This window comes from Micromonospora sp. NPDC023644 (assembly GCF_040640115.1).
Classification (GTDB): Bacteria; Actinomycetota; Actinomycetes; order Mycobacteriales; family Micromonosporaceae; genus Micromonospora.
Map to the genome: position 1 here is coordinate 1 of NZ_JBFABA010000052.1, position 21,558 is coordinate 21,558.

Annotated in this window: 17 protein-coding genes; 13 read left to right on the forward strand and 4 right to left on the reverse strand. The window is 75.6% G+C overall.

Going from position 1 to position 21,558, the window contains the following annotated elements; translation table 11 throughout:
* Positions 1–174 precede the first annotated feature (174 nt).
* The 5 genes from AB0G08_RS25525 (at position 175) to AB0G08_RS25545 (ending at position 5,749) form a co-directional block, all read left to right on the forward strand.
* Positions 175–999 (forward strand): DedA family protein, encoded by an 825-nt coding sequence (locus tag AB0G08_RS25525; RefSeq protein WP_358092161.1) that lies wholly within the window; start codon positions 175–177, stop codon positions 997–999.
* Positions 1,000–1,335: 336 nt separating this feature from the next.
* On the forward strand, positions 1,336–2,706 hold the full coding sequence (locus AB0G08_RS25530) for a glycosyltransferase family 2 protein (protein WP_358092163.1): 1,371 nt from the start codon (positions 1,336–1,338) through the stop codon (positions 2,704–2,706).
* A gap of 112 nt (positions 2,707–2,818) precedes the next feature.
* Complete coding sequence (locus tag AB0G08_RS25535; protein ID WP_358092165.1) at positions 2,819–4,045, forward strand: glycosyltransferase; 1,227 nt, start codon at positions 2,819–2,821, stop codon at positions 4,043–4,045.
* A 146-nt stretch (positions 4,046–4,191) separates the two neighbouring features.
* A complete protein-coding gene (locus AB0G08_RS25540; RefSeq protein WP_358092167.1) occupies positions 4,192–5,106 on the forward strand; it encodes a hypothetical protein in 915 nt (304 codons plus the stop codon).
* Between the two features lie 40 nt (positions 5,107–5,146).
* Positions 5,147–5,749 (forward strand): hypothetical protein, encoded by a 603-nt coding sequence (locus AB0G08_RS25545; protein WP_358092169.1) that lies wholly within the window; start codon positions 5,147–5,149, stop codon positions 5,747–5,749.
* Here the strand turns inward: AB0G08_RS25545 and AB0G08_RS25550 are convergent.
* On the reverse strand, positions 5,715–7,706 hold the full coding sequence (locus AB0G08_RS25550) for a BTAD domain-containing putative transcriptional regulator (RefSeq protein WP_358092171.1): 1,992 nt from the start codon (positions 7,704–7,706) through the stop codon (positions 5,715–5,717). The genes AB0G08_RS25545 and AB0G08_RS25550 overlap by 35 nt on opposite strands.
* Positions 7,707–7,972: 266 nt before the next feature.
* On the opposite strand from AB0G08_RS25550, the gene AB0G08_RS25555 reads away from it, so the two are divergent.
* The 4 genes from AB0G08_RS25555 to AB0G08_RS25570 all read left to right on the forward strand — a co-directional run bounded on the left by AB0G08_RS25555 (position 7,973) and on the right by AB0G08_RS25570 (position 14,872).
* Entirely contained in the window at positions 7,973–11,065 is a 3,093-nt protein-coding gene (locus AB0G08_RS25555; RefSeq protein ID WP_358092173.1) for a BTAD domain-containing putative transcriptional regulator, read from the forward strand.
* A 1,065-nt stretch (positions 11,066–12,130) separates the two neighbouring features.
* Entirely contained in the window at positions 12,131–12,724 is a 594-nt protein-coding gene (locus AB0G08_RS25560; protein WP_358092177.1) for a hypothetical protein, read from the forward strand.
* Positions 12,725–13,116: 392 nt separating this feature from the next.
* Positions 13,117–14,088: a pirin family protein gene (locus AB0G08_RS25565; protein WP_358092179.1), complete on the forward strand. Its 972-nt coding sequence runs from the start codon at positions 13,117–13,119 to the stop codon at positions 14,086–14,088.
* Between the two features lie 118 nt (positions 14,089–14,206).
* Positions 14,207–14,872 carry a hypothetical protein gene (locus AB0G08_RS25570; protein WP_358092181.1) on the forward strand — a complete coding sequence of 222 codons (666 nt, stop codon included), beginning with the start codon at positions 14,207–14,209 and terminating at the stop codon, positions 14,870–14,872.
* A gap of 243 nt (positions 14,873–15,115) precedes the next feature.
* Here AB0G08_RS25570 and AB0G08_RS25575 read toward each other — a convergent pair whose 3' ends face one another.
* Both AB0G08_RS25575 and AB0G08_RS25580 read right to left on the reverse strand, forming a co-directional pair.
* Entirely contained in the window at positions 15,116–15,769 is a 654-nt protein-coding gene (locus AB0G08_RS25575; protein WP_358092183.1) for a DUF1345 domain-containing protein, read from the reverse strand.
* Positions 15,770–15,861: 92 nt separating this feature from the next.
* The gene (locus AB0G08_RS25580; RefSeq protein WP_358092185.1) at positions 15,862–16,131 is read right to left on the reverse strand and encodes a DUF2795 domain-containing protein; all 270 of its coding nucleotides are present in this window, start codon (positions 16,129–16,131) and stop codon (positions 15,862–15,864) included.
* Between the two features lie 154 nt (positions 16,132–16,285).
* On the opposite strand from AB0G08_RS25580, the gene AB0G08_RS25585 reads away from it, so the two are divergent.
* The gene (locus AB0G08_RS25585) at positions 16,286–16,696 is read left to right on the forward strand and encodes a DUF2267 domain-containing protein (protein WP_358092187.1); all 411 of its coding nucleotides are present in this window, start codon (positions 16,286–16,288) and stop codon (positions 16,694–16,696) included.
* Positions 16,697–16,849: 153 nt separating this feature from the next.
* On the opposite strand, the gene AB0G08_RS25590 is transcribed toward AB0G08_RS25585, so the two are convergent.
* Positions 16,850–18,016 (reverse strand): CaiB/BaiF CoA-transferase family protein, encoded by a 1,167-nt coding sequence (locus AB0G08_RS25590; protein ID WP_358092189.1) that lies wholly within the window; start codon positions 18,014–18,016, stop codon positions 16,850–16,852.
* A 73-nt stretch (positions 18,017–18,089) separates the two neighbouring features.
* On the opposite strand from AB0G08_RS25590, the gene AB0G08_RS25595 reads away from it, so the two are divergent.
* The 3 genes from AB0G08_RS25595 (at position 18,090) to AB0G08_RS25605 (ending at position 21,553) form a co-directional block, all read left to right on the forward strand.
* Positions 18,090–19,268, forward strand: a complete 1,179-nt coding sequence (locus AB0G08_RS25595) for a glycosyltransferase (protein WP_358092191.1) — start codon at positions 18,090–18,092, stop codon at positions 19,266–19,268.
* Positions 19,261–20,250, forward strand: a complete 990-nt coding sequence (locus AB0G08_RS25600) for a glycosyltransferase family 9 protein (protein ID WP_358092193.1) — start codon at positions 19,261–19,263, stop codon at positions 20,248–20,250. Before AB0G08_RS25595 ends, AB0G08_RS25600 begins: the two co-directional genes overlap by 8 nt.
* 283 nt (positions 20,251–20,533) lie before the next feature.
* Positions 20,534–21,553, forward strand: coding sequence for a TerC/Alx family metal homeostasis membrane protein (locus AB0G08_RS25605; RefSeq protein WP_358092195.1), 1,020 nt, complete (start codon positions 20,534–20,536; stop codon positions 21,551–21,553).
* The last annotated feature ends 5 nt before the right edge of the window (positions 21,554–21,558 follow it).

Sequence of the window (21,558 nt, forward strand, 5' to 3'; positions counted from 1 at the left end):
AGGGGCGCGGGCGGCCGGGGGGCGCGCGGCGCCGTGGGCGCCCCGCCCGCGCCGTCGCCGCGCGGGCCGCACGGTAGAGGCGGGCGGCCCTGCGGTCTGCCCACCCGGGCGTCCGCCGAACGGGAGGGCCGGCCCCGTGGCGGGCTCCCAGGATCGGTTCGTAGCGTGTGAGTCATGATTCGTACCGCGCACGCCCTGCTCGCCGCCGGCTCCACCACCGCGGAGGCCGCGCCGCCCGAGGACGGACTGATCGGCTTCGTCATCGGCCTGGTCGAGCGGCTCGGCGGCCCCGGCGCGGGTCTGGCCGTGGCCCTGGAGAACCTCTTCCCGCCGATCCCCAGCGAGGTGATCCTGCCGCTGGCCGGCTTCGTCGCGGGCCAGGGTCGGATGAGCGTGGTCAGCGCGATCTTCTGGACCACCCTCGGCTCGCTGCTCGGCGCCCTCGCGCTGTACTGGATCGGCGCCGCGCTCGGCCGGGAGCGGGTGCGGGCGATCGCGCAGCGGCTGCCGTTGGTCAAGCTCAGCGACGTGGACCGCACCGAGGAGTGGTTCCTGCGGCACGGGGTGAAGGCCGTCTTCTTCGGCCGGATGATTCCCATCTTCCGCAGCCTGATCTCCATCCCGGCCGGCGTGGAGCGGATGCCGGTGTGGACCTTCGCGGTCTACACGACGCTCGGCAGCCTGATCTGGAACACCACCTTCGTGATGGCCGGCTACCTGCTCGGCGACAACTGGCACCTGGTCGAGGGGTACGCCGGCGTGCTGCAGAAGGTCGTCATCGTCGCCTGCGTGGCCGCCGCCGGCTGGTTCGTGGTCTCCCGGGTCATCCGGGCCCGGCGCGGCGCGACGGCGGCCGTCGAGCCCGCCCCGCCCGTCGATCCCCTCCCGCCCGTCGAGCCCGCCCCGCTGCCCTACGCGCCGGACCCGACGGGTCGGGGCACGATCTACCGCAGCGCCTACTCCGACGGGCAGGCCCCGGACCGCGGCCTGCCGCGCTGAGCCGGGCGTAGCCACGGCGGGTGCCACCACGCCCGGTCCGGAACCCCTCGGGGTGGCCTCCGGGGCTCCCGGGCCCGATGCGCCGGGTCGCCGGGTGGGCCGGGCGGTCGCGCGTCGACGGTCCCGCCGGTGGTCGGTGGGCGTGCCGGCGGTCGATGTCCCGCCGGCGGTCGGCGGGCGCGCGAGTACGCCCGGCCGGCGCGACGACTGTCGTGAGTGGACGGTCCTACCCCTATCGACCCCTACGTATGTAATAAAGAATCCTTGCGGAACGCTATTCTCTGGCTACTGTCGCCTGAACTCCGATGGCACGTTCGTCCGACGGAGAGGATCGCCATGTCGTTGCCCACCATCCGCCCGGCGCTGAGCGTGGTGATGCCGACCTACCAGGATCCGCAGTGCCTCGCGCTGACCCTGCGGGCGCTGACCCGGCAGACGCTGCCGCCGGAACGCTTCGAAGTGATCGTGGTCCGCGACGGTGGCTCGTCCGACGGGTACGCCCAGGCTCTCGCCGAGGGCGCCGGCCTCCGCCTGCGCGTGCTGGAGCTCCCCCGGCGCAAGGGCCGCTCCGTCGCCCGCAACGAAGGGGCGCGGCGCGCCTCCGCGCCCCTGCTGGTCTTCCTCGACGCCGACTCGTGGGCGGTGCCCGACCTGCTGGAGAGGCACCTGGCGTGGCACAGCACGCCCGGCAACGCGGCGGTGCTGATCGGCCGGCGGGACGAGATCGGCCTCGCGGACCTGCCCGCCGTGCTCGCCGGGGAGTCGCACACGATTGCGCGGGCCTTCCCGCACGGCGGCGACCTGCGGTTCGCGACGGGACTCCCGGACGACGACGGCGCCTGGCTGCGGGCCGGCTGGGTGGTCGCCTACACGCACAACATCTCGCTCGCCACCTCGCTCTTCGCGCAGGTCGGTGGCTACCGCGAGGCGTTCGGCCTGAGCTACGGCGTGGAGGACGTCGAGCTGTTCTACCGCGTGGACCGGAGCCTGCCGGACGGCGTCAACTTCGGCTACGACGACGAGGCCCGGGTCGTCCACCTGCCGCACCACAAGAACATCACCCGCAACTGGATGGAGATGAAGGCCAACTTCCAGCAGGCGGCCAAGATGTACTCCTGCCTCGAGTGGGAGTTCCTCACCGCGGTCATGGGGTACGAGGCGATCCGGCGGATCCTGCACTACCGGGCGCTCATCGAGGAGTGCGTCGAGCGGTCGGCCTGCGCCATCGGGCCCGCCGCCGCGCGCCTCGCCGGCCAGCTGGGGGGACCCAGGGCGCTCTGGATAGGCACCGGCCGCGCCGAGTCGGGGCTGCCCGCCTCGGCGCTCACCTTCGACTACGCCGCACCCATCGGGCCGACCAACTTCCACCTGCTCGGCGTCGCCCCGCCCATGCCGCCGGGCAGCCTGGACGCGGTGGTCAGCGTCGACTTCTGGCGATACCTCCTGTGGCCGGAGCTCTGCCAGTTCATCTCCGCCTCGGTGGCGCTGGCCGGTGAGGTCCACCTGGTGGCCACCGCCGATTCGACGCCCGGGATGTGCGCCGCCGACCCGCAGACGCTGGACTACCTGCGCCAGGCACAGGCCGCCGAGTACGCGGCCGAGCTGCGCACGGTCGAAGGGCTCGGCGACGTGCTGACGTTGCGGGCCCGCCGGCCCGTCGCCAGCGCCGCGCGCCGAACGCCCGGCCCGGTCGCCGCCAGGGCGTGACCCACGGCACCGGCGCCGGGCTGGTGGATCGACGGTGCAACCAGGCCCGCCGCAGGTGTCCCGGCCCCGTCACGCCGCGCCCGGATCCGCCGCAACAGACGGAAAGGCGAACATGAAGCGCGTACTGCTGTCGACCCTCGGGTCGCGTGGCGACGTCCAACCCCTGGTGGCGCTGGCAGCGCGGCTGAAGGCTCTCGGCCTGCAGGTCCGCCTCTGCGCCCCGCCGGACTTCGCCCGGTGGGTGGCGACCTTCAAGATTCCCTTCGTGCCCGTCGGCCCGCCCTGGCGCAGGTCCGCGGCGCCCAGGCCGCGCGCCGCCGCGCCCCGACCCTCGCCGGCACAGGTACGTCAGCTGGCCGCGTCCTCCATCGGCATCCAGTTCGAGGTGCTGTCGGCGGCGGCCCGGGACTGTGACGTCCTCGTCGCGTCAACCGGCCTGCAGATCGCCGCCCGTACCGTGGCGGAGAAGCGGGGCATACCGTACGTCTTCGCGGCGCTCTGCCCGGCGGCCCTTCCCTCACCGCACCATCCGCCGCTGCCGCTGCCACTGCTCGGGCAGGCGCCACCCCCCGCGTCGGCCGACAACGGCGAACTGTGGGCCGCCAACCTGCGGCAGGTCAACGACACCTTCGGCGTGCCGCTCAACGCGCTCCGGGCGGGATTGGGACTGGCCCCGGTCGACGACGTCAGCGACCACATCCACACCGACCAGCCGTGGCTGGCCACCGACCCGACACTGGCGCCCTGGCCGGATGCCGCCGGCACGGACGTCTATCAACCGGGCGCCTGGCTCCTGCCGGACGAGCGGCCCCTGCCCACCGAGTTGAGGACCTTCCTCGACGCCGGTGCACCGTGCGTCTACGTCGGATTCGGCAGTGTCGCCGCGCCCCCCGGCCTGCTGGAGACGGCGATCCGGGCGGTGCGCGCGGTCGGCTGTCGTCTGGTCGTCTCCCGGGGTTGGGCGCCACTCACGCTCACCGACCGGGCGCCCGACTGCCTGGTCGTCGGCGAGGTGAACCAGCAGGCGCTGTTCAAGGAGGTGGCCGCAGTGATCCACCACGGCGGCTCGGGCACCACGACCACGGCCGCGCGGGCCGGGACGCCACAGGTCGTCATACCGCAGGTCTACGACCAGCACTACTTCGCGCGACGCGTGTCCGCGCTGGGCATCGGCACCGCACACCCCGGCGCGGTACCGACCGCCGAGTCGCTGACCGCGGCTCTCGGCGCCGCGCTGCGGCCCGAGGTGGCGGCCCGCGCCCACGCGTTCGCCGCCGTCATCCGCCCCGACGGGGCGCAGGTCGCCGCGCAGCGGTTGACCGCCACCCTGCCGGCCTGAGCCCCCTGCCACCGGGGGATCACCCGCCGGGCGCCGGCGGTGCGCGGCGCCTCGGGCCGTGAGCCGGGGCCGGGCTCCGCCACGCCAGGCGACGGCGGGTACGGCGGCGGTACGGAATCGGTACCCGCCACTGGTGTGCTCGCCCCATGCGAGTACGGAGAACGACCGGGCCGCTGCGGCGGGGCTGGTGGGCGGCCCTGGCCGTCGCCGCCGCGCTCGTGGCCGCGTCGCCCCTGACCGGGTCGTCGGCCACCCCGCCGTCCCCCGGCCCCGCGCCGGTCCCCCCGGTCGCGGTCACCGCCGATGACCGGCGCGTGCTGGACCGGGCCGAGCAGCTCCTGACCAGGGAGTGCATGAACCGCGCGGGCTTCCAGCTGTGGCTGGGCCCGCCAAAGCGGACGGACGAACCGCGCGTGTTCCCGTACGTCGTCGACGACGTCGAGTGGGCCCGGGCGCACGGGTTCGGCACGGACCTGATCGAGGCGGCGAACGCCCGCCGGCTCGCCGACCCCAACCAGCGGTACTTCGCCGCCCTGCCCCGGGACCGGCGCGCCGCGGCGCTGGTCGCGCTCAACGGCGCCCGCCCGGAGGGCCTGGAGGCGCGGCTGCCGTCCGGCGGCGTCATCCGGCACAGCGCCGAGGGCTGCACCGCGCAGGCGTGGCACCGGCTCTACGGCAACCTGGCCGCCTGGTACCGCTCGAGCAAGGTGGTGGCCCAGCTGGCGTCCCTGCGGGAGCGTCGGGTGCTCGCGGACCCCGCCTGGACGGCGGCGCTGCGGCCATGGTCGCAGTGCCTGCGGCAGCGGGGGTACCCGGTCGACACGCCCGGGCAGCTGCGCGAGCACGTGGCCGACCGGGGACGCGCGGCCGAGGTCGCCGCCGCCGTCGCCGAGGCGCGGTGCGCCGAGGGCGGACTGGCCGCCACCGCCCGGGCCCTGGACGCCCGCCACGGCGCTGACCTGGCGGCGGCCCACCGACAGGACGTGGCGACGCGGGACCGGCTCGAACGGGCGGCGCTGTCCCGGGCCCGGGCCGTCGTCGCCGCATCCGAAGACCGATGACCGGCCCGGCGACCGTCGCCGTGCCGAGAAGGAGGAACAGATGAAACGCCTGTACACGCTCATGGCGGGCGTCGCGACGCTCGTGACGCTGCTGGCCGTCGCGCCGGGCACCGCGTCGGCGACGCCCGGATTCGCTCCGGCGGTGGGGCAGTCCGGCCCCGCGGCGGCGGCCGAGCCGGACCGGGACGGCCCCGCCGAACACGTCGACCTGCCCTACAAGGCCCCGGCGGTCGCCGGGACGGCCGGCCGGGCGGGGTCCACCGCCGGCAGCACCTCGGCCGCCGAGGCCGACGGCTGGTTCTACGCCTACGAGCACGCCAACTTCCAGGGCAAGTGGTGCGCCTGGGAGGGAACGGAGAAGAACTGGGGTAACGCGGGCGGCGGTGGGACCGGCGGCCGGTGGGACTGCGGCGGATACTACGGCCTCGACAACATGGCGACCTCGGTCTGGAACAACGGGTTCTACGTCCCGGAGGTCAGCGCGGTGCACATGCACGTCGAGACGTTCTACCGGGGCGGCCGGATGTGCCTGGACCACGGCGACTACTGGCAGGACTTCACCCTCGGCTGGGAGGTGTTCAACGACGGCACCCCCGCCGACAACGAGATCAGCTCGCACTACTGGGGCGGGCCCTGCGTGTGACGGCGGACCGGGCGGGGGCCACGCGGCCCCCGCCCGGGTGCTCCGGCCGCACGGCGCAGGCAGACGCGCGGCGCAGCCCCTCGGCGCGCTCGCGCTCGTACGCCTGGACCAGGCCGTCGAGCCGGTAGGTCGCCCCGTCGTCGTCGACCACGTCGAGCAGGCCCGCCTCGGCCAACGCCTCGGTGAGGTCCTCGGCGAGTTCGGGCGGCACGTCGAGGCGGCGGGCCAGCTCGGCGAGTCCGAAGGGGGCGTACGGCAGCAGCGCCGCGACCCGCAGGGCCCGCCGCAGCGGCGCGTCGAGCGCCGAGTGGTCGCGGGCCAGGCTCGCCCGCACGTCGAGGTGGGCGGCGGTCAGCTCGTCCAGGCGCCGGCGGGGGTCCCGCAGCCGCCGGACCAGTCGGGCGAGCCGCCAGTGTGGCCGCGCGGCCAGTCGCACCCCGGCGATCCGCACCGCGAGGGGCAGGCGCCCGCAGCGGGCCACCAGCAGGCGCGCGTCGGCCGGCTCGGCGGCGATCCGGTCGGGCCCGGCGATGCGCGACAGCAGCTCCACGGCGTGGCGCGCCGGCAGTGTCCCCAGCCGGTGGCGGTCCGCGCCGGACAGCACCCCCAGCCGGGTACGGCTGGTGACCAGCACGGCGCACCCCGGGGCGCCCGGCAGCAGCGGGGCCACCTGCGCCTCGGCCCGCGCGTCGTCCAGCACCACCAGCAGCCGCCGGCCGTCGAGCAGGCTGCGGTAGCGGGCGCCGCGCTCCTGCGGCGACGCCGGCAGGGTCGCCTCCTCGACGCCCAGCGCTCGCAGGAACCCGCCCAGCACCTCCGCCGGATTCCGGTCGCCGAGTTCGGCGAAGAGTTGGCCGTCGGGGAAGCGGCCGGCGAGCGCGTGCGACACCTCCAGCGCGAGCGCCGTCTTGCCGGTCCCGCCGCGACCGTGCACGACCGCCACGGGGCGCGGACCGCCCGTCAGCGCGGCGCGGAGGGCGTCGACCTCCGCCCCGCGCCCCACGAAGTCCGCCACCGGCGGCGGCAGTTCCGCCGGCCGACCGACCACGGGTCGGCCGACCACCGGCCGGGCGGCCGGCGGGACCGACCGGTCCGGCAGTGGCGGGACCGACCGGGCTGGCGGCGGTGGGGTGGTCGGCGGGGCGGGACGGGCGGGCGGCCCGGCCGGGGCGGCGGCCTGCCCCGCGCGCCCGCCTGGTGGGGCGGGCCGACCCGTCGGGGGAGTGTCACCGCCGAGCATCGCTCGGTGCAGGTCGCGCAGCTCCTTCCCCGGCTCGATGCCGAGCTGCGTCGACAGCACCGCGCGCCCGTCCCGGTAGACCCCGAGGCCGTCCGCGGTACGGCCGCTGCGGTGCAGGGCGAGCATGAGCTGGCCGCGCAGCCGCTCCCGCAGCGGATACCGTCGCACCAGCCCGGTCAGCTCGCCGACCACCTGCTCGTGGCGGCCGAGGTCGAGATCCGCCCCGATCCGCTCGACGACCGCCGCGAGCCGCGCCTCTTCCAGGTGCGGCGCCTCCGCGCGCAGCAGTTCGGCGCTGCCGTCGGCGAAGGCCGGCCCCCGCCACAGCGCCTCGGCCCGCCGCAGCACCGTCGACGCCTCGGCCGGCCGGCTCGCGCCGAGGAGCGCCGCAGCCCGTCCCACCTCGTGCTGGAACCGGTCGAGGTCCAGCTCGCCGGCCTCCAGCCGCACGGCGTACCCGTCGCGCCACGACCGGACCCGGTCGGCGCCGAGCGCGCCGCGCAGGCCCGAGATCCCCTTGCGCACCTGGGTGCGCGCCGTCACCGGCGGTCGCTCGTTCCACAGCAGGCGCACCAGCCGGTCCACGCTGACCACCCGGCCCCGCGCGAGCAGCAGCGCGGCCAGCACAGTCCGCTGGTGCGTGCCGGCCAGCGGCAGCCCTCGCCCCGCCCGGACGGCCTCGATCGGCCCCAGGATGCGGAAGTCCACTCGCGTCATCCGCCCCTCCTCACTGTCGGGGGCACCGTCGCACCGGCCGCCGCCGATCCACTGTCGTCGCGCTGCCGTCGGTTCGACGGGCCGGCCGTCTGGCCGGGACAGGCCCGCCCGGCGGCCGGGCGGGCGGGTCACCGGCCAGCGCCACCCGCGCCGTCGGCGGCGACGACCGCCCGGCGTCGCGGAGGGACGGTCGTGTCGGAGCGTCGTGTTACCGTCGCTCTCGGTCGGCGTCACGGGGCGCGGCCGGCGCGGCGCAGGGGGCTGTCGTGGAGTGGGATTTCGGCGTGCTCGGCGCGCTGCGCGTGAGCCGGCACGGGCGCGCGACCCCCGTCCCGGCCAACCGGCAGCGGGCGTTGCTGGCCACGCTGCTGCTCAACCGGGGCGAGACGGTGAGCGTCCCCGCGCTCGTCGACCGGGTCTGGGGCGACGAGGTGCCCGCCCACGCCAAGGCTTCCCTGCACTCCCTGGTCGGGCGGCTGCGCCGTGGCCTGGTCGGTGAGGATCACCAGAGCGAGCTGATCGTCACCCGCGCAAACGGCTACCTCGTCGAGCTGCCACCGGACGCCCTCGACCTGGGCCGGTTCGACGCACTGCTGGCCGCCGCGAACCGGACCGACGATCCGGGGCGGCGCGCCGACCTGCTGCGCGGGGCCCTCGCGCTGTGGCGCGGCGAGCCGCTGGCCGACGTCGTGTCCGAGGTGCTGCACCGCGAGGACGTGCCGGCGCTGACCGAGCGGTGGGAGCGCGCGACGGAGACGTACTTCGACGCCGAACTCGCCCTGGGCCGCCACGCCGAGATCGTCACGCAGCTGCGGGGGGCGGCCCGGCGCAGCCCGCTGCGGGAGCGGTTCTGGGCGCAGCTGATGCTCGCCCTCTACCGCAGCGGCCGGCAGGCCGAGGCCCTCGACGCCTACCAGCGGTTGGCCACGATCCTCGCCGAGGATCTGGGTCTGGACCCGGGGCCCGCGCTGCGGGACCTGCGCACGGGCATCCTCCGCTCGGATCCGGAGCTGCGCTGGCAACCGCCCCCGTCCGCCGCGACGGTGACGCGACCCGCGCCCGACCCCGCACCGCCGGCCAACCCGATGTTCCAGCTTCCCGCCGATCCCGGCACGCTGCACGGCCGCGCCGACGTGGTGGCGGCCGTCGAGGCGTCCATCGCGGCGGCGGCCGCCGCGGGGCGCCTGCCGCTGGTGTCCGTCTCGGGGACGCCGGGCGTCGGCAAGACCGCCCTGGCCGTCCACGTCGGTCACCGCCTCGGCGACCTCTTCCCCGACGGCCAGTGGTTCGTGCGGCTGCGCGGGCAGCAGGTGGACCCGGCCCGGCCGGCGGACGTCCTCGCCGAACTGCTCACCAACGCCGGCGTACGCGGCTCCGCCCAACCGGCGACGACCGACGCCCGCGCCGCGGCGCTGCGGGCCGCCCTCGCCGAACGGCGGGTGCTGCTCGTCTTCGACGACGCCGCCTCGGCCGAGCAGGTCGCGCCACTGCTGCCCGGCACGGCGAGCTGCGCGGTGATCGTCACCAGCCGCAGCACGCTCGGCGGTCTCGTGGCCCTGCACGGCGGGCGGGCGGTCAGCCTCGACCCGCTCACCCCGGCCGACGCCGCAGCCCTGCTGACGTCGGTGTTCCGGGAGCACGCGATCACCGTCGCGCCCGGCGTCGTGGCCGAGCTGGCCGCGCTGTGCGGCCACCTTCCGCTCGCGCTGCGGATCGCGGCGGCCAACCTGGCCACGGCGGGCCTGTCCGACGCGACCGGCTACGTACGGCGACTGCGCCACGGGGACCGGCTCGGCGGCCTGTCGGTGCCGGGCGACCCGGAGGTCGCGCTGCGTACCGCGATCGAGCCGTCCTACCGGCGGCTCGGCGCACCGGAGCGGCGCGCGCTGCGGCTGCTGGCGTCGGCCCCGGTGGACTGCTTCACCACGGCGGAGGTGGCGGCGCTGCTGGACGCGGGCTGGGCCGACGCCGACGGCCTCCTGCGCACCCTGGCCGCCGGCCACCTGGTGCGCCCCGGACATTGCGGCTGGTACGTCACCCACGACCTGATAAGGCTCTACGCGGCCGAACGGTCCCGCACGGAGGACAGCGACGAGCAGCGCGCCACCGCCCTCGCCCGGCTCTTCGGTTCCTACCTGGCCACCGCCGACGCCCTCGCCCGTCGTGCCTACCCGCGGATGACCTTCCTGCCCCCGCCCGACACCCTCGCCCGGGTCTCCGACGCGCCGGACGAAGCCGAGTCCCCGCAGTGGTTCCACACCGAGTACGCCAACCTGCTCGCCGCGATCCGCCACTCGGCGCAGCACGGCCCGCCCGGGCTCGCCTGGCAGCTGGCCGACCGGATGCGCGGCCACCTGCAGGAGACGGGGGCCCACGGCGAGTGGCGCATGGTCGTCGAACTGGGCCTGGACCAGGCACGCCGGGAGGGCGACGACCACGGCGTCGCCGCGATGGAGCTGAGCCTGGCCACGCTCAGCGCCAGCCGCGCCGACTACCCCGACGCCCGACGGCGGTTCGCCACCGCGCTGGTGCTCCAGCGCCGGCTGGGCAACCGGGCCGGGCAGGCGTCCATCCTCAACAACCTCGGCGTCGTGCACCGCGAGGAGGGCGACCTCGCCGAGGCGGGCAGGTGCTACGCGGACGCCCTCCGCCTCTACCGGGAGCTGGGCAACCGGCACGCCGAGTGGAGCTGCCTGAGCAACCTCGGCGTGGTGCAGCTCGAACTCGACCAGGTGGGCGAGGCGCTCCGCGCCCAGCACACGGCCCTGACCGGGTTCACCGCCCTCGCCGGGCCCGACCGGCCGACCAACGACGTCGCCAACGCCCTGCACAACCTCGCCGTCGGGCTCCGGGCGCTCGGCCGGCCCGCCCTGGCGGTGGTGCACCTGACCCGCGCCGTGGTGATCCGCCGGCAGCTGCGCAACCTCTACGGAGTCGCCACCGACCTTGACCAACTCGCCGCCGCCTACGTCGACCTCGGCTACGACGCCAAGGCGCTCCGCCTCGCCGACGAGTGCCTGAGCATCGCGCGCGCGATCGGCAGGCGTCGCGTCGAGGCGGAGTCGCTGAGTACGCACGGGCTGATCGCGTTGGGTCTGCAGGGCCCGGGGCCGGCGATCGCGCTCCTGCACGAGGCCCTGCGGCTCAGCCGGGAGATCGGCTACCGGCGCGGCGAGGTCTGCGCCCTCATCGGGCTCGTCGCGGCGCACCGGGCGGCCGGTCGGCTCGCGGAGGCGGCGCACCACGCCCGCCTCGGCGAGGCCATCGCCCGGGACGCCCAGCACCACCTGCTGGCCCGGCAGGTCCGGGAGGCCATCACCGAGGAGGAGACGGAACCGCTGCTGCGCGAGGCGTGCTGAGGCGGGCGCTCGTCTTCTTGGGGAGTTCGCCGCCGGGTGGTCGCGCGGGCGTCGCCGGGTGCTGCGGGGCGCCGCCGGGGCGGTTTCGCGGCGGCGTCGGGGTGTTGGCGGGCTCGGTGCGGTTGTTGGACGGCCTCGGTGGTTGCGCGTTCGGTGCGGTGGTGGCGCGGCGTCGGTGGTTAGTTGCGCGGTCGTTGGGGTGGTTGGGCGTCGGGTGGTTGCGGGGCGTCGGGTGGTTGCGGGTCCGTCGTGGTGGGGGTGCGGCCCGCCGTACCCGGCTCCGGGCGGTCAGGCTTGATCCCTGCGCCGGGCACGGCGGGCCACACCCCGTCGGTGCCCGCTCGCCGTCCTCGGCTCACCCTCCCTTCCGGGGCCATGCCTGCCTACACCCCTAGCGCCCGCCGGCGCCCGTAGCGCCGCTGCCTGCCCGCGTATCGTCCGGGCGGCCGGTTGGTCCTCGTCGCATTCCCATGATCCGTTGACGCTGGCCCGGGCAAACGGCAGCGCGGAGCCCGGCGGAGCGTCAATCGATCATGAGTGCCGCCCAGCGGCACTGGTGGCTCCTGGTACGAACCGCCCGCCACGGGCCGTCTTACCGAGATTCCCACCGATCGCGCCTCGACCCCGGATGCAGGTGGCGTCCGGTTACGTCATAGGTGTCCGGTGCGGCATCGACCGGCCGGCGTCATCGGGTCCCCGATCGGGGCCGGTGTCCGGTTTCGGGGTGTGACCGGGGGCATCGTGGGGGCGGAATCGTGGCCGGGGTGGGGTCGTTACACCCTGCGTACGACCGAGCAAGACCGCGCCCCAGGATGGTGGGCCGGGCCCCCGGAATGATGGCGGGCCGGCGGTCGTTACACATGGTCCGGCCGACGTGAGGGCATCCCCCGCCCCACGAATCAGCCCGATCCTCCCGGCCGACATGGCCGATCTGATCTTCTTCCTTCGGCGAGATGCCGGAGATCTCCCCTGAGTTTGTTCATGAGCGCCGGACGGTGCTTGCGCCCACACAGCCGGATCCCCCTTTTTCGGTGTGGGTGCCGACCCCCGAATGGAGCATCTGTGATGAACACGATTCTGCGTAAGAGCGTTCTTGGTGTTGCTGGTCTGGCGTTTGCCGGTGGTGTGTTCGCCGGTCCCGCGACCGCCCACGCAGTCCCGTCGGTGGAGTCGATGCCGGTGGCGGTGGCGGTGCAGGCCGACAAGCCGTCGGTCGACAAGGCGAAGCTGGTGCCGCATGGTGTGCAGGGTGCGCAGTCGCGTATCGAGCTCTCCGACGAGCAGGTCGGCAACGTCAAGGCGATCATCGCGGCGACGAAGAAGGCCGGCATGGACGAGCGCGCCGCCGTGGTGTCGATCGCGACCGCGTTGCAGGAGTCGAAGTTGGAGAACCTGGGTCACCTGGGTGAGCGCAACGACCACGACTCGCAGGGCCTGTTCCAGCAGCGCCCGACCTCGGGTTGGGGCACCGTCGAGCAGATCACCGACCCCGAGTACTCCACGATGGCGTTCCTCAAGGGCCTGAAGCAGGTCGACGGGTGGCAGGACATGCCGCTGACCGAGGCCGCCCAGACCGTGCAGGTCTCGGCGTACCCCGACCACTACGCCCAGTGGGAGCAGCAGGCCGCCGACCTCGTCGCCGAGCACTGGAACAGCTGACCTCGCAAGGACTGACGCCGCTGGCCGGCACCCCACCCGGGGTGCCGGCCAGACGCATGTCCGGAGCCGGGCCGCAGCCACAGCCGCAGCCGCAGCCACAGCCACCAGCCACAACCGGAGCCGGAGTCGGGGTCGGAGTCGGTCAAGCCTGGGTCGGAGCCGGCCAAGCCGGAGCCGAGAGCAAGTTGGAGCCGGAGGCGGCCAAGCCGGCGCCGGGAGCAAGTCGGAGCGAGGCGGCCAAGCCGGTCGGAGTCGGAGGCAGGCCAAGCTGGAGCCGAAGCCGGGTGAGCGTCTGGGCGACGCATGGCGGAGCCGGTCGGACCTGGGGCGGGGCCGGCTGGGCGGTGGGCGGCCGACAGCTTCGGGTCCTCGCCCGGGCGTACAGTCGGGCGGTGGAGCGTACCGAGAAGGTGCCCGCGGAGACCCGACCACCCGGCGTGGCGAGCGCCGATCCCGGCAGCGTCCTGCTGCCGGGCCACGATGTGCCGCTGGGTCGCTACACGACCGTTCGCCGGCTGCTCCCGCAGCGGCAACGGCGGATGGTCGGAGCGTGGTGCTTCGTGGACCACTTCGGCCCGGACGACGTGGCCGAGCGGCCCGGCATGGAGGTGCCGCCGCACCCGCACACGGGCCTGCAGACCGTGACCTGGCTGCTCGACGGGGAGATCCTGCACCGGGACAGCCTGGGCAACGTCCAGCCGATCCGCCCCGGCCAGCTCAACGTGATGACCTCGGGGCACGGCATCGCACACTCCGAGCGGTCGCCCGAGCGGCATCCGCCGCTGATGCACGGCGTGCAGCTCTGGGTGGCGCTGCCGGACCCCGCCCGCGCCGGGGACGCCGACTTCGCCCACCACGCCGACCTGCCGCGCTGGCGCGACGGCGAGCTGGACGTCACCCTGCTGGTTGGCGAGCTCGCGGGCGAGCGATCGCCGGCCCTGACCTACACCCCGCTGCTGGGCGCGCAGGTGGAGCTGCGCGGGCCCGCGCCGGCCACGCTGCCGCTGCGTCCGGACTTCGAGTACGGGCTGCTGGCCATGTCCGGCGCCGCCGAGGTCGACGGGGTGCGGATCGCCCCGGGGGCGCTGCTCTACCTCGGCACGGGCCGGGAGCGGTTCACCCTGACGGGCGAGCCGGGGAGCCGGCTGCTGCTGCTCGGCGGGGCCCCGTTCGAGGAGCCGCTGGTGATGTGGTGGAACTTTGTCGGCCGCTCGCACGAGGAGGTGGCTGCCGCCCGGGAGGACTGGATGGCCGGGCGGCGCTTCGGCGTCGTCGCCGACGATCCCGCCCCGCCGTTGCCTGCCCCGGCGCTGCCGACCACCCGCCTCAAGGCGCGCGACCGCAGCGGCGGGCTGCGCGGCTGAGGCGGCCAGGCGCGACTGGAACGGGGCAGGCGCCGGCTGAGGCGGGCATCGACTGAGACGGGGCGGGCGCGGCTGAGGCGGGCAGGCGTGGGCGGGCGCGGCGTGGGTAGTCGCCGGCATGCCGACCACAGCCACTTCCCGCGTCGAGGACAGGAAACGCCTGGTACGCCGGCTCGCCGGCAGCGGGCGCGGCTTCGCCGAGCAGTACGGCTTCCGGGTGATCAACAACCCGTCGAGCCTGTTCCAGGTGCTCTGTCTCGCCGTGCTGCTGGCCCGCCGGGGTGACTTCCGGCGGGCCGTGGACAGCGCGCACGCCCTGCCCGCCGCGGGCTGGGACAGCGCCGCCCGGCTGGCCCGCTCCCTGCACGCCGACCGGATCCGCGTGCTGCGCGACAGCGGTCAACGCGGCGACGTCGACGCGCTCGCCGACACCCTGGGCGACCTGGCCCGCGCCGTGGTGGAGCGTTACCGGGGCGACCTGCGCCGGCTGCGCGCGGTGGCCCACCACGACCCGGCCCGGGAGCGGGAACTGCTCACCGAGCTGCCCGGGGTCGACGCCGAGGTGGTGGACCTGTTCCTGCGCGAGGCCCAGGCGCTGTGGCGGGAGGTGGCGCCGGTGGCCGACCGCAGGGCGCTCGTCGCGGCCCGCAGGCTCGGGCTGGGCCGCTCCGCCGACGACCTGGCGGGCCTGGCCGGCAGCGGCGAGTCCGAGCGCCTGGCCTGGCTGGTGGGGGCGCTGGCCCGGGTCGACCTGGAGAAGCGGTACGCGGAGCTGGCCGCCTGACGCCGCGGTGGGCTGGCCCACACTTGTGCCGTAATCAGCCGAACGGATGATGTTTCATCGTATGCTTGTCGCGGCACAGATGCCCGCCCGGTTCGGGCGTACATCGACCGCCTGGTGGTCGCGGCCCGGTTCGGGTCCGACCGGCCACCGGACAGGTTCTGCGTGGCGCCCCGGTCGCGGTTCGCGACCGGGGCGCCCGCCTGTCCGGCACTCCCGCCCTCTCGCCGGGCGCCGCCACCCCGCTCATCTCGCCAGGCCGGCCAGCAGGTTCACCGTGACCGCGATGATGAAGGCCCCGAACAGGTACGACACCATCGAGTGCCGCAGCGCCGTCCGGCGCATCTCGTTGCTGGTCAGCGCCGTGTCGGAGACCTGGAACGTCGTCCCGACGGTGAACGCCAGGTAGGCGAAGTCCGAGTAGCGGGGCGGCTCGGGCTGGTTGAAGTCGATCCCACCGTCGGGCCCCGTGTAGTAGATCCGCGCGTACCGGGCGGCGAACACGGTGTGCACCACCAGCCAGGACAGCAGCACGCTCAGCACGCCCAGCCCGCCGTAGACGTTGCGGGCGGGCGTGGCGGATCCGCCGTGCGCGCGGGTCACCACGACGCCGACGGCCAGCAGGCTGGCCAGGCAGGCGGCGAGCAGCAGCGCGTCACGCGCCGCCCGGTTGGGGTCCTCGTACACCGCCAATCGGGCCGTGCGCCGCGCGTCCATCGGCCACAGCTTGTGCCAGACCAGCACCAGCCAGCTCAGCGCGGCGGCGTCCCAGCCGGCCAGCGGCGCCAGCGCCGGCGTGGCGGCCAGCGCGGTGAGCCCGCCGACCACCAGGCCGACCACGCCCATCACGGTGAGCTGGACCGCGGCCGGGGTGTGCCCGGCCGGCCGGTGGGTCGTCATCCGTCACCGGCGCGGTCCCGCCCGGCGCGGGTGCCGCGGTTCGGCCCGGGCGTGCCCGGCCCGGGCGCGCTGCCGGCCCACGGTGGCAAGGCTCAGATGCCGCGCAGGTGCTGCGACACCCGCTGGTGCTTGTCCCGGGCCTGCGCCGCCCGTTGGGCGGGGTCGACCTCTGGGGCCGCCTCGATGCCCGCGGAGCGGGCCACCTCGTTGCCGTTGGCGTAGTCGACCGGCGGCAGGGCCCGCAACGCGCGCAGCACGTCCGGCGGGGCGCCCTCCCGTTCGGCCTCGCGTACCACGTCGTCCTTCTCGGCCGGGTAGTCCAGGCTCGACAGGTACTGCAGCACGTCGGCGTAACTCGCCATGGTGTCGGCTCCTCCGGGGCATCGATCGGGTCACGACCGGCGGCGGTTACCCGCCCGGCGGGCCGTCACGCGCCGCCCGACGCGGAAATCCCCACCGTTTCCCGGCCGCTCCGGCGGGTACGCGCAGGCCCCGACGCAGCCCCAAGGAGCCCGGATGAACTACGACACCTTCGTCGACCAGGTCGCCCAGCGCACCCGTACCTCCTCGGAGCAGGCGGTGGCGCTGACCCGGGCGATGCTGGAGACCCTCGCCGAGCGGCTGACCGGCGGGGAGGTGCTGGACCTGGCCGCCCAGCTGCCTCGACCCCTGCAGCTCGTGCTGAAGCCGAGCCCTCGCACCGAGTCGGCGGAGCGGTTCGGCGCGGCCGAGTTCGTCGCCCGCGTCGCCGTCCGGGCCGGGGTGGGTGAGCCCGCCGCGCGGGACGCCGCCCGGGCGGTCTTCGTCACGCTGCGCGAGGCGATCAGCGGCGGCGAGTTCGACGACGTGGTGGTCCAGCTCCCACGCGACTACCGGGACATGGTCGAGCCCGCGATGGCGCCGGGCGCCACCCTGCGCCGCTCCTGACCGCACCCACCGTCCGCCCGTGCCCGACGTCCACCGTCCGCTGCCCGCCGTCCGCCGCGGCGGCGGCGCCGACCGTGGCAGGCCCGGAAGTGGCCGTGCCGGCCGTCGGCGGTGCCGGCCGCCCGAGGTGCCGGCCGGGGCGGTGCCGGCCGGTCAGGCGACGGCGCCGGCGGCGCGCAGGCCGGCGACGCGCTGCGGGTCGAAGCCCGCCTCGGCCAGCAGTTCGTCGGTGTGCTCGCCGGGCTGGGGTGGCGGGCGGCGCAGCGCGGTGGGGGTGCCCGAGAAGCGGGGTGCCGGGGCCGGCTGGGTGACCCCGTCGCGCCGCACGAAGGTGCCCCGCGCGGCCAGGTGCGGGTGGTCCGGCGCCTCCCGCCAGTCCAGCACCGGCGCCACGCAGGCGTCCGAGGAGTCCAGCAGCGCCGTCCACTCGTCCCTGGTCCGGGTGCGGAACAGCCGCGCCCACGACCGGCGCAGCTCCGGCCAGTTCGCCGGGTCGGTGCGGTCCAGCGCCTCGTCCGGGGGCAGCGGGAAGCCGGTGCGCCGGACGAGCTCGTCGTAGAACCGTGGCTCCAGTGCGCCGACCGCCAGGTACCGGCCGTCGGCGCACTCGTAGGTGTCGTAGAACGGTGCGCCGCCGTCGAGCAGGTTCACCCCGCGCGCGTCCTGCCACATGCCGAGCTGGCGCAGCGCGTGGATCTGCGTGCTGAGCACCGCCACGCCGTCGACGATGGCCGCGTCGACCACCTGCCCCCGCGCGCCGCCGCGCATCGCGTACAGGGCGGAGACCAGGCCGAGGGCGAGCATCATCCCGCCGCCGCCGAAGTCGCCGAGCAGGTTCATCGGCGGCACCGGGCGCTCGCCGGCCCGGCCGATGCCGTGCAGCGCGCCCGTCAGCGCCACGTAGCCGATGTCGTGCCCCGCGTACGGGGCCGCCGGGCCGTCCTGCCCCCAGCCGGTCATCCGCCCGTAGACCAGCCGGGGGTTCACCGCGAGGCAGTCCGCCGGGCCGATGCCGAGCCGCTCGGTGACCCCCGGGCGGAACCCCTCGACCAGCGCGTCGGCGCCGGCGACCAGGGCCAGCACCACCTCCCGGCCGCCGGGGGACTTCAGGTCCACCCCGACCGAGCGGCGTCCCCGGTTGAGCAGGTCCGGGTGCGGGGTGCCGAACGCCTCCGGGTCCACGTCGGTGGCCCGGTCCACCCGGACCACGTCCGCGCCCAGGTCGGCCAGCATCATCGCGGCGAACGGGCCGGGCCCGATGCCGGCGAGCTCGATCACCCGTACGCCGGCCAGCGGGCCGGCCGGGACGTCCTCGGTCATCGGCACACCATAGGCGAGGCGCGTTTGCGTCGTAAGGGGTCGGGAACCCGCCCGCCGAGACGCGGGAGGTGGCGTGGTCGACGACCGGATCAGGGTGGCCATGCTGCACGGTCCCGGTCGGCCCGACGCCGACGGCGTCAGCGACTACGTGACGCACCTGGTCGAGGCGCTCGCCGGCGTCGGCGTCGACGCGACCCCGGTGCCGGTCCGCCCCGACGCCGAGCGGGGACGCTGGCGGGTCGCCACCGCCCGGGCCGCCCGCCGGGTCCGTCAGCTGGCCCCCGACGTGGTGCACGTGCAGTTCGCCCCGTCGGCGTACCGGTTCTCGGGGCAGCCCGGACTGCTGCCCTGGCGGCTGCCCCGGCGGGTGCCGCTGGTCACCACCCTGCACGAGTACGGCTGGTGGGCCTGCCCCGGCTGGCTGCCGGGGCGGCTCTGGTCGGCGGTGGAGCGGGCCCGCTGCTGGGACCGGGAGTCCGGCCGGCTGGTGCCGGCCAGCGCGGCCGTGATCGTCACGAACCCCGGCCACGGCGACGTGGTCCGGACGCGCACCGGCCGGGCGGCCACGCACATCCCGATCGCCCCGAACGTCGTCGACCACGTCGGCGCGCCCACGGCGGGGGCGCGCCTGCGGGCGGAGCTGGGCCTGCCGCAGGGCGCGCCGCTGCTGGCCTTCTTCGGCTTCGTGCACCCGGTGAAGGGCCTGCGGTACCTGATCGAGGCGCTGCCCGAGCTGCGCCGCGACCATCCCGACCTGCGGTTGCTGGTGGTGGGCGGGTTCACCTCGCAGGCACTGCCCGAGCAGGAGGCGCGGGCGTTCCGCGCCGAGCTGACCGGGCTGGCGCAGCGGTGCGGGGTGGCCGACGCGGTGACGTTCACCGGACACCTGCCCGCCGACCGGGTCTCCGCCGCGCTGCACGCCGCCGACGTGGTGGTGCTGCCGTTCACCGCCGGGGTGAGCACGAAGAGCGGGGCCCTGCTCGCCGCCCTCGCGCACGGCGTGCCGACCGCCGTGACGGAGCCCGACGCCGGCGACGACGGGCCGCACCGCAGTGGGGCCGTGGCGGTGATCGGCGCCCGCCGCGACAGCGCCGCGATCGTACGCACCGTGGGCAGGCTGCTCGCCGATCCGGTGCTGCGCCGCCGGCTCGCCGAGCGCGGGCGGGCCTTCGCCGCCGCGTACTCCTGGCCGAGGGTGGCCGCCGCGCACCGCGACCTCTACGCCCGCACCCTGGGGCGCGCCGATGCCTGACCGGTACGCGGACATCCTGGTGGTCGACCTGCTCGGCGGGATCGGCGACCTGCTGATGCTGCTGCCGGCGGTGCACGGCCTGGCCCGCCGCAACCCCGGCGCGCGGCTGCGGGTGCTCACCCACGACCCCGGGGCGGACCTGGTGCGCGCCGACCCGGTGGTCGCCGAGGTGCGCACGCCCCGGCACGGCCGGCCGGGCGCCGAGCGGGAGGCGGTCGTCGAGGCGCTCGCGGCCACGCGGCCGGACCTGGCGGTCGCCACCACCCGCTACGACGGCATCCCCGAGCTGCTCGAGGCCGGCGCCGGGCGGGCCGTGACGAACCTGTGGCGCGATCCGCCGCCGGAGCAGCCGGTCGGCGACCGCTACCTGGAGATCCTCTGCGCCGAGGGCCTGCTCGACGCGGCCGACCGGGCCGCCCGGCCCCGGGTGCACCTGGGCGGCGAGGCCCTGCGGGCGGGGGAGCGGGCCGTGGCGCGGCTGGTGGGGGAGCCCCTCGCGCCGCCGGTGGTGCTCGTCACCGACGCGGGGATGGCGGTCAAGCGCTGGCCGGACCGGTACTGGCACCGGCTGGCCCTCGCCCTGACCCGGCGCGGGCACCCGGTGCTCACCGTCGGCCCGGTCGACCCCGCCGCGCCGGTCGGGGTGCCGCTTCCCCGCTCCGACCTGCCCACCCTCGCCGGCCAGTTCGCGGCGCTGCGCCGGCGCGGCGGGGTGGTGGTCGGGCCGGACACCGGCCCGGTGCGCCTCGCCGCCGCGACCGGCGCCGCGACCGTGGCGCTGTTCGGTCCCACCGACGCCCGGCGGTACGGGATGGGCGGCACCGACCTCCAGGGCCTGCCCGGGTGCGCGTACCGTCGCCCCACCGCCATCACCGAGCAGCCCTGCTGGTGGGAGGCGCACTGCCCGCTCGACGCGGCCGGCCCGGCGTGCATGGCCGACCTCGACGTGGCGGCCGTGCTCGCCGCCGTCACCGCCCGCTGAGAGCGCGCTGAGCGCCCGCTGAGCGCCCGCTGAGCGCCCGCTGAGCGCCCGGCGGGCGCCGGCGGCGCCGGGGGTGCCCGGTGTCGGTCCGGCGCCGGGACGCGTGTTCCGGCGTGCGCGTTTGCCGAGCCCACGGGCCTGCCCTAACCTTGTCGCGACGAGGGGAGTACTTCCCACGAGCCATCCCGGTCAGTACGGCGTGCCCGGAGCACGCCTCGGGTGGCTGCCCACGAAAAGTGGGTGAAGGAGACCTCGAACATGACAGGGTGTTCGAGGAGGCTCCATGTCCGATTCGCCATATCTTGCTGCCGCCGGTCTCCAGTCGGTCGGCACCCCCACGCTCTGGGGCGTCACCATCGCCGCCGTGCTCGCCCTGCTGGTGCTGGACTTCCTGGTCACCCGCAAGCCGCACGAGGTGTCGATGCGGGAGGCGCTGGGCTGGTCGGCGTTCTACATCGCCCTGCCGCTGGCCTTCGGTGCCTGGGTCTGGTCCCGCTTCGGCTCGAAGCAGGGCGTGGAGTACCTCACCGGTTACCTGGTCGAGAAGTCCCTCTCGGTCGACAACCTGTTCGTCTTCATGCTGCTGCTGGCCGCGTTCGCGGTGCCGGCCGAGCTGGCCCAGCGGGCCCTGCTCTACGGCATCACCGGCGCGCTCCTGCTGCGGGCGGTCTTCATCGCCATCGGCGCGGCGGCCCTGCAGACCCTGGACTTCGCCTTCCTGCTGTTCGCGATCATCCTGCTGCTCACGGCGGCGAAGCTGCTGCGCGACGCCGTCACCGGGCACGAGCAGGAAGTCGACATCAGCAAGATGCGCTCGGTGCGGCTGCTGCGCAAGTTCATGCCGGTCACCGAGGACTACCACGGCCCGAAGATGGTGGTCCGCATCGCCGGCCGGCGGACGCTCACCCCGTTCGCCCTCGTGGTGACCGCGCTGCTCGCCACGGACATCGTCTTCGCCGTCGACTCCGTGCCCGCCGTCTACGGCATCACCGAGGACCCGTACCTGGTCTTCGCCACCAACGCGTTCGCCCTGCTGGGGCTGCGCGCGCTCTACTTCGTGCTGCACGCCGCGCTCAGCCGGCTGGTGCACCTCAGCTACGGTTTGGCGATCATCCTGGCGTTCATCGGCCTCAAGCTGGGCCTGCACTGGGCGCACGGCATCTGGAAGGGCGTGCCGGAGATCCCGACCCTCGCCTCCCTGGGCGTCATCGTCGGCGTCCTGGTGATCGTCACCCTCACCAGCCTGCGGGCCACCAGCAAGGCTAGCGGGAAGGAGAAGGAGATCGTGGTCGAGCGGCACTGAGGCGT

Coding starts and splice junctions, on each gene's coding strand:
- AB0G08_RS25525 (WP_358092161.1), top strand. CDS start 175: ATGATTCGTACCGCGCACGCCCTGCTCGCCGCCGGCTCCACCACCGCG.
- AB0G08_RS25530 (WP_358092163.1), top strand. CDS start 1,336: ATGTCGTTGCCCACCATCCGCCCGGCGCTGAGCGTGGTGATGCCGACC.
- AB0G08_RS25535 (WP_358092165.1), top strand. CDS start 2,819: ATGAAGCGCGTACTGCTGTCGACCCTCGGGTCGCGTGGCGACGTCCAA.
- AB0G08_RS25540 (WP_358092167.1), top strand. CDS start 4,192: ATGCGAGTACGGAGAACGACCGGGCCGCTGCGGCGGGGCTGGTGGGCG.
- AB0G08_RS25545 (WP_358092169.1), top strand. CDS start 5,147: ATGAAACGCCTGTACACGCTCATGGCGGGCGTCGCGACGCTCGTGACG.
- AB0G08_RS25550 (WP_358092171.1), bottom strand. CDS start 7,706: ATGACGCGAGTGGACTTCCGCATCCTGGGGCCGATCGAGGCCGTCCGG.
- AB0G08_RS25560 (WP_358092177.1), top strand. CDS start 12,131: ATGAACACGATTCTGCGTAAGAGCGTTCTTGGTGTTGCTGGTCTGGCG.
- AB0G08_RS25570 (WP_358092181.1), top strand. CDS start 14,207: ATGCCGACCACAGCCACTTCCCGCGTCGAGGACAGGAAACGCCTGGTA.
- AB0G08_RS25575 (WP_358092183.1), bottom strand. CDS start 15,769: ATGACGACCCACCGGCCGGCCGGGCACACCCCGGCCGCGGTCCAGCTC.
- AB0G08_RS25580 (WP_358092185.1), bottom strand. CDS start 16,131: ATGGCGAGTTACGCCGACGTGCTGCAGTACCTGTCGAGCCTGGACTAC.
- AB0G08_RS25585 (WP_358092187.1), top strand. CDS start 16,286: ATGAACTACGACACCTTCGTCGACCAGGTCGCCCAGCGCACCCGTACC.
- AB0G08_RS25590 (WP_358092189.1), bottom strand. CDS start 18,016: ATGACCGAGGACGTCCCGGCCGGCCCGCTGGCCGGCGTACGGGTGATC.
- AB0G08_RS25600 (WP_358092193.1), top strand. CDS start 19,261: ATGCCTGACCGGTACGCGGACATCCTGGTGGTCGACCTGCTCGGCGGG.
- AB0G08_RS25605 (WP_358092195.1), top strand. CDS start 20,534: ATGTCCGATTCGCCATATCTTGCTGCCGCCGGTCTCCAGTCGGTCGGC.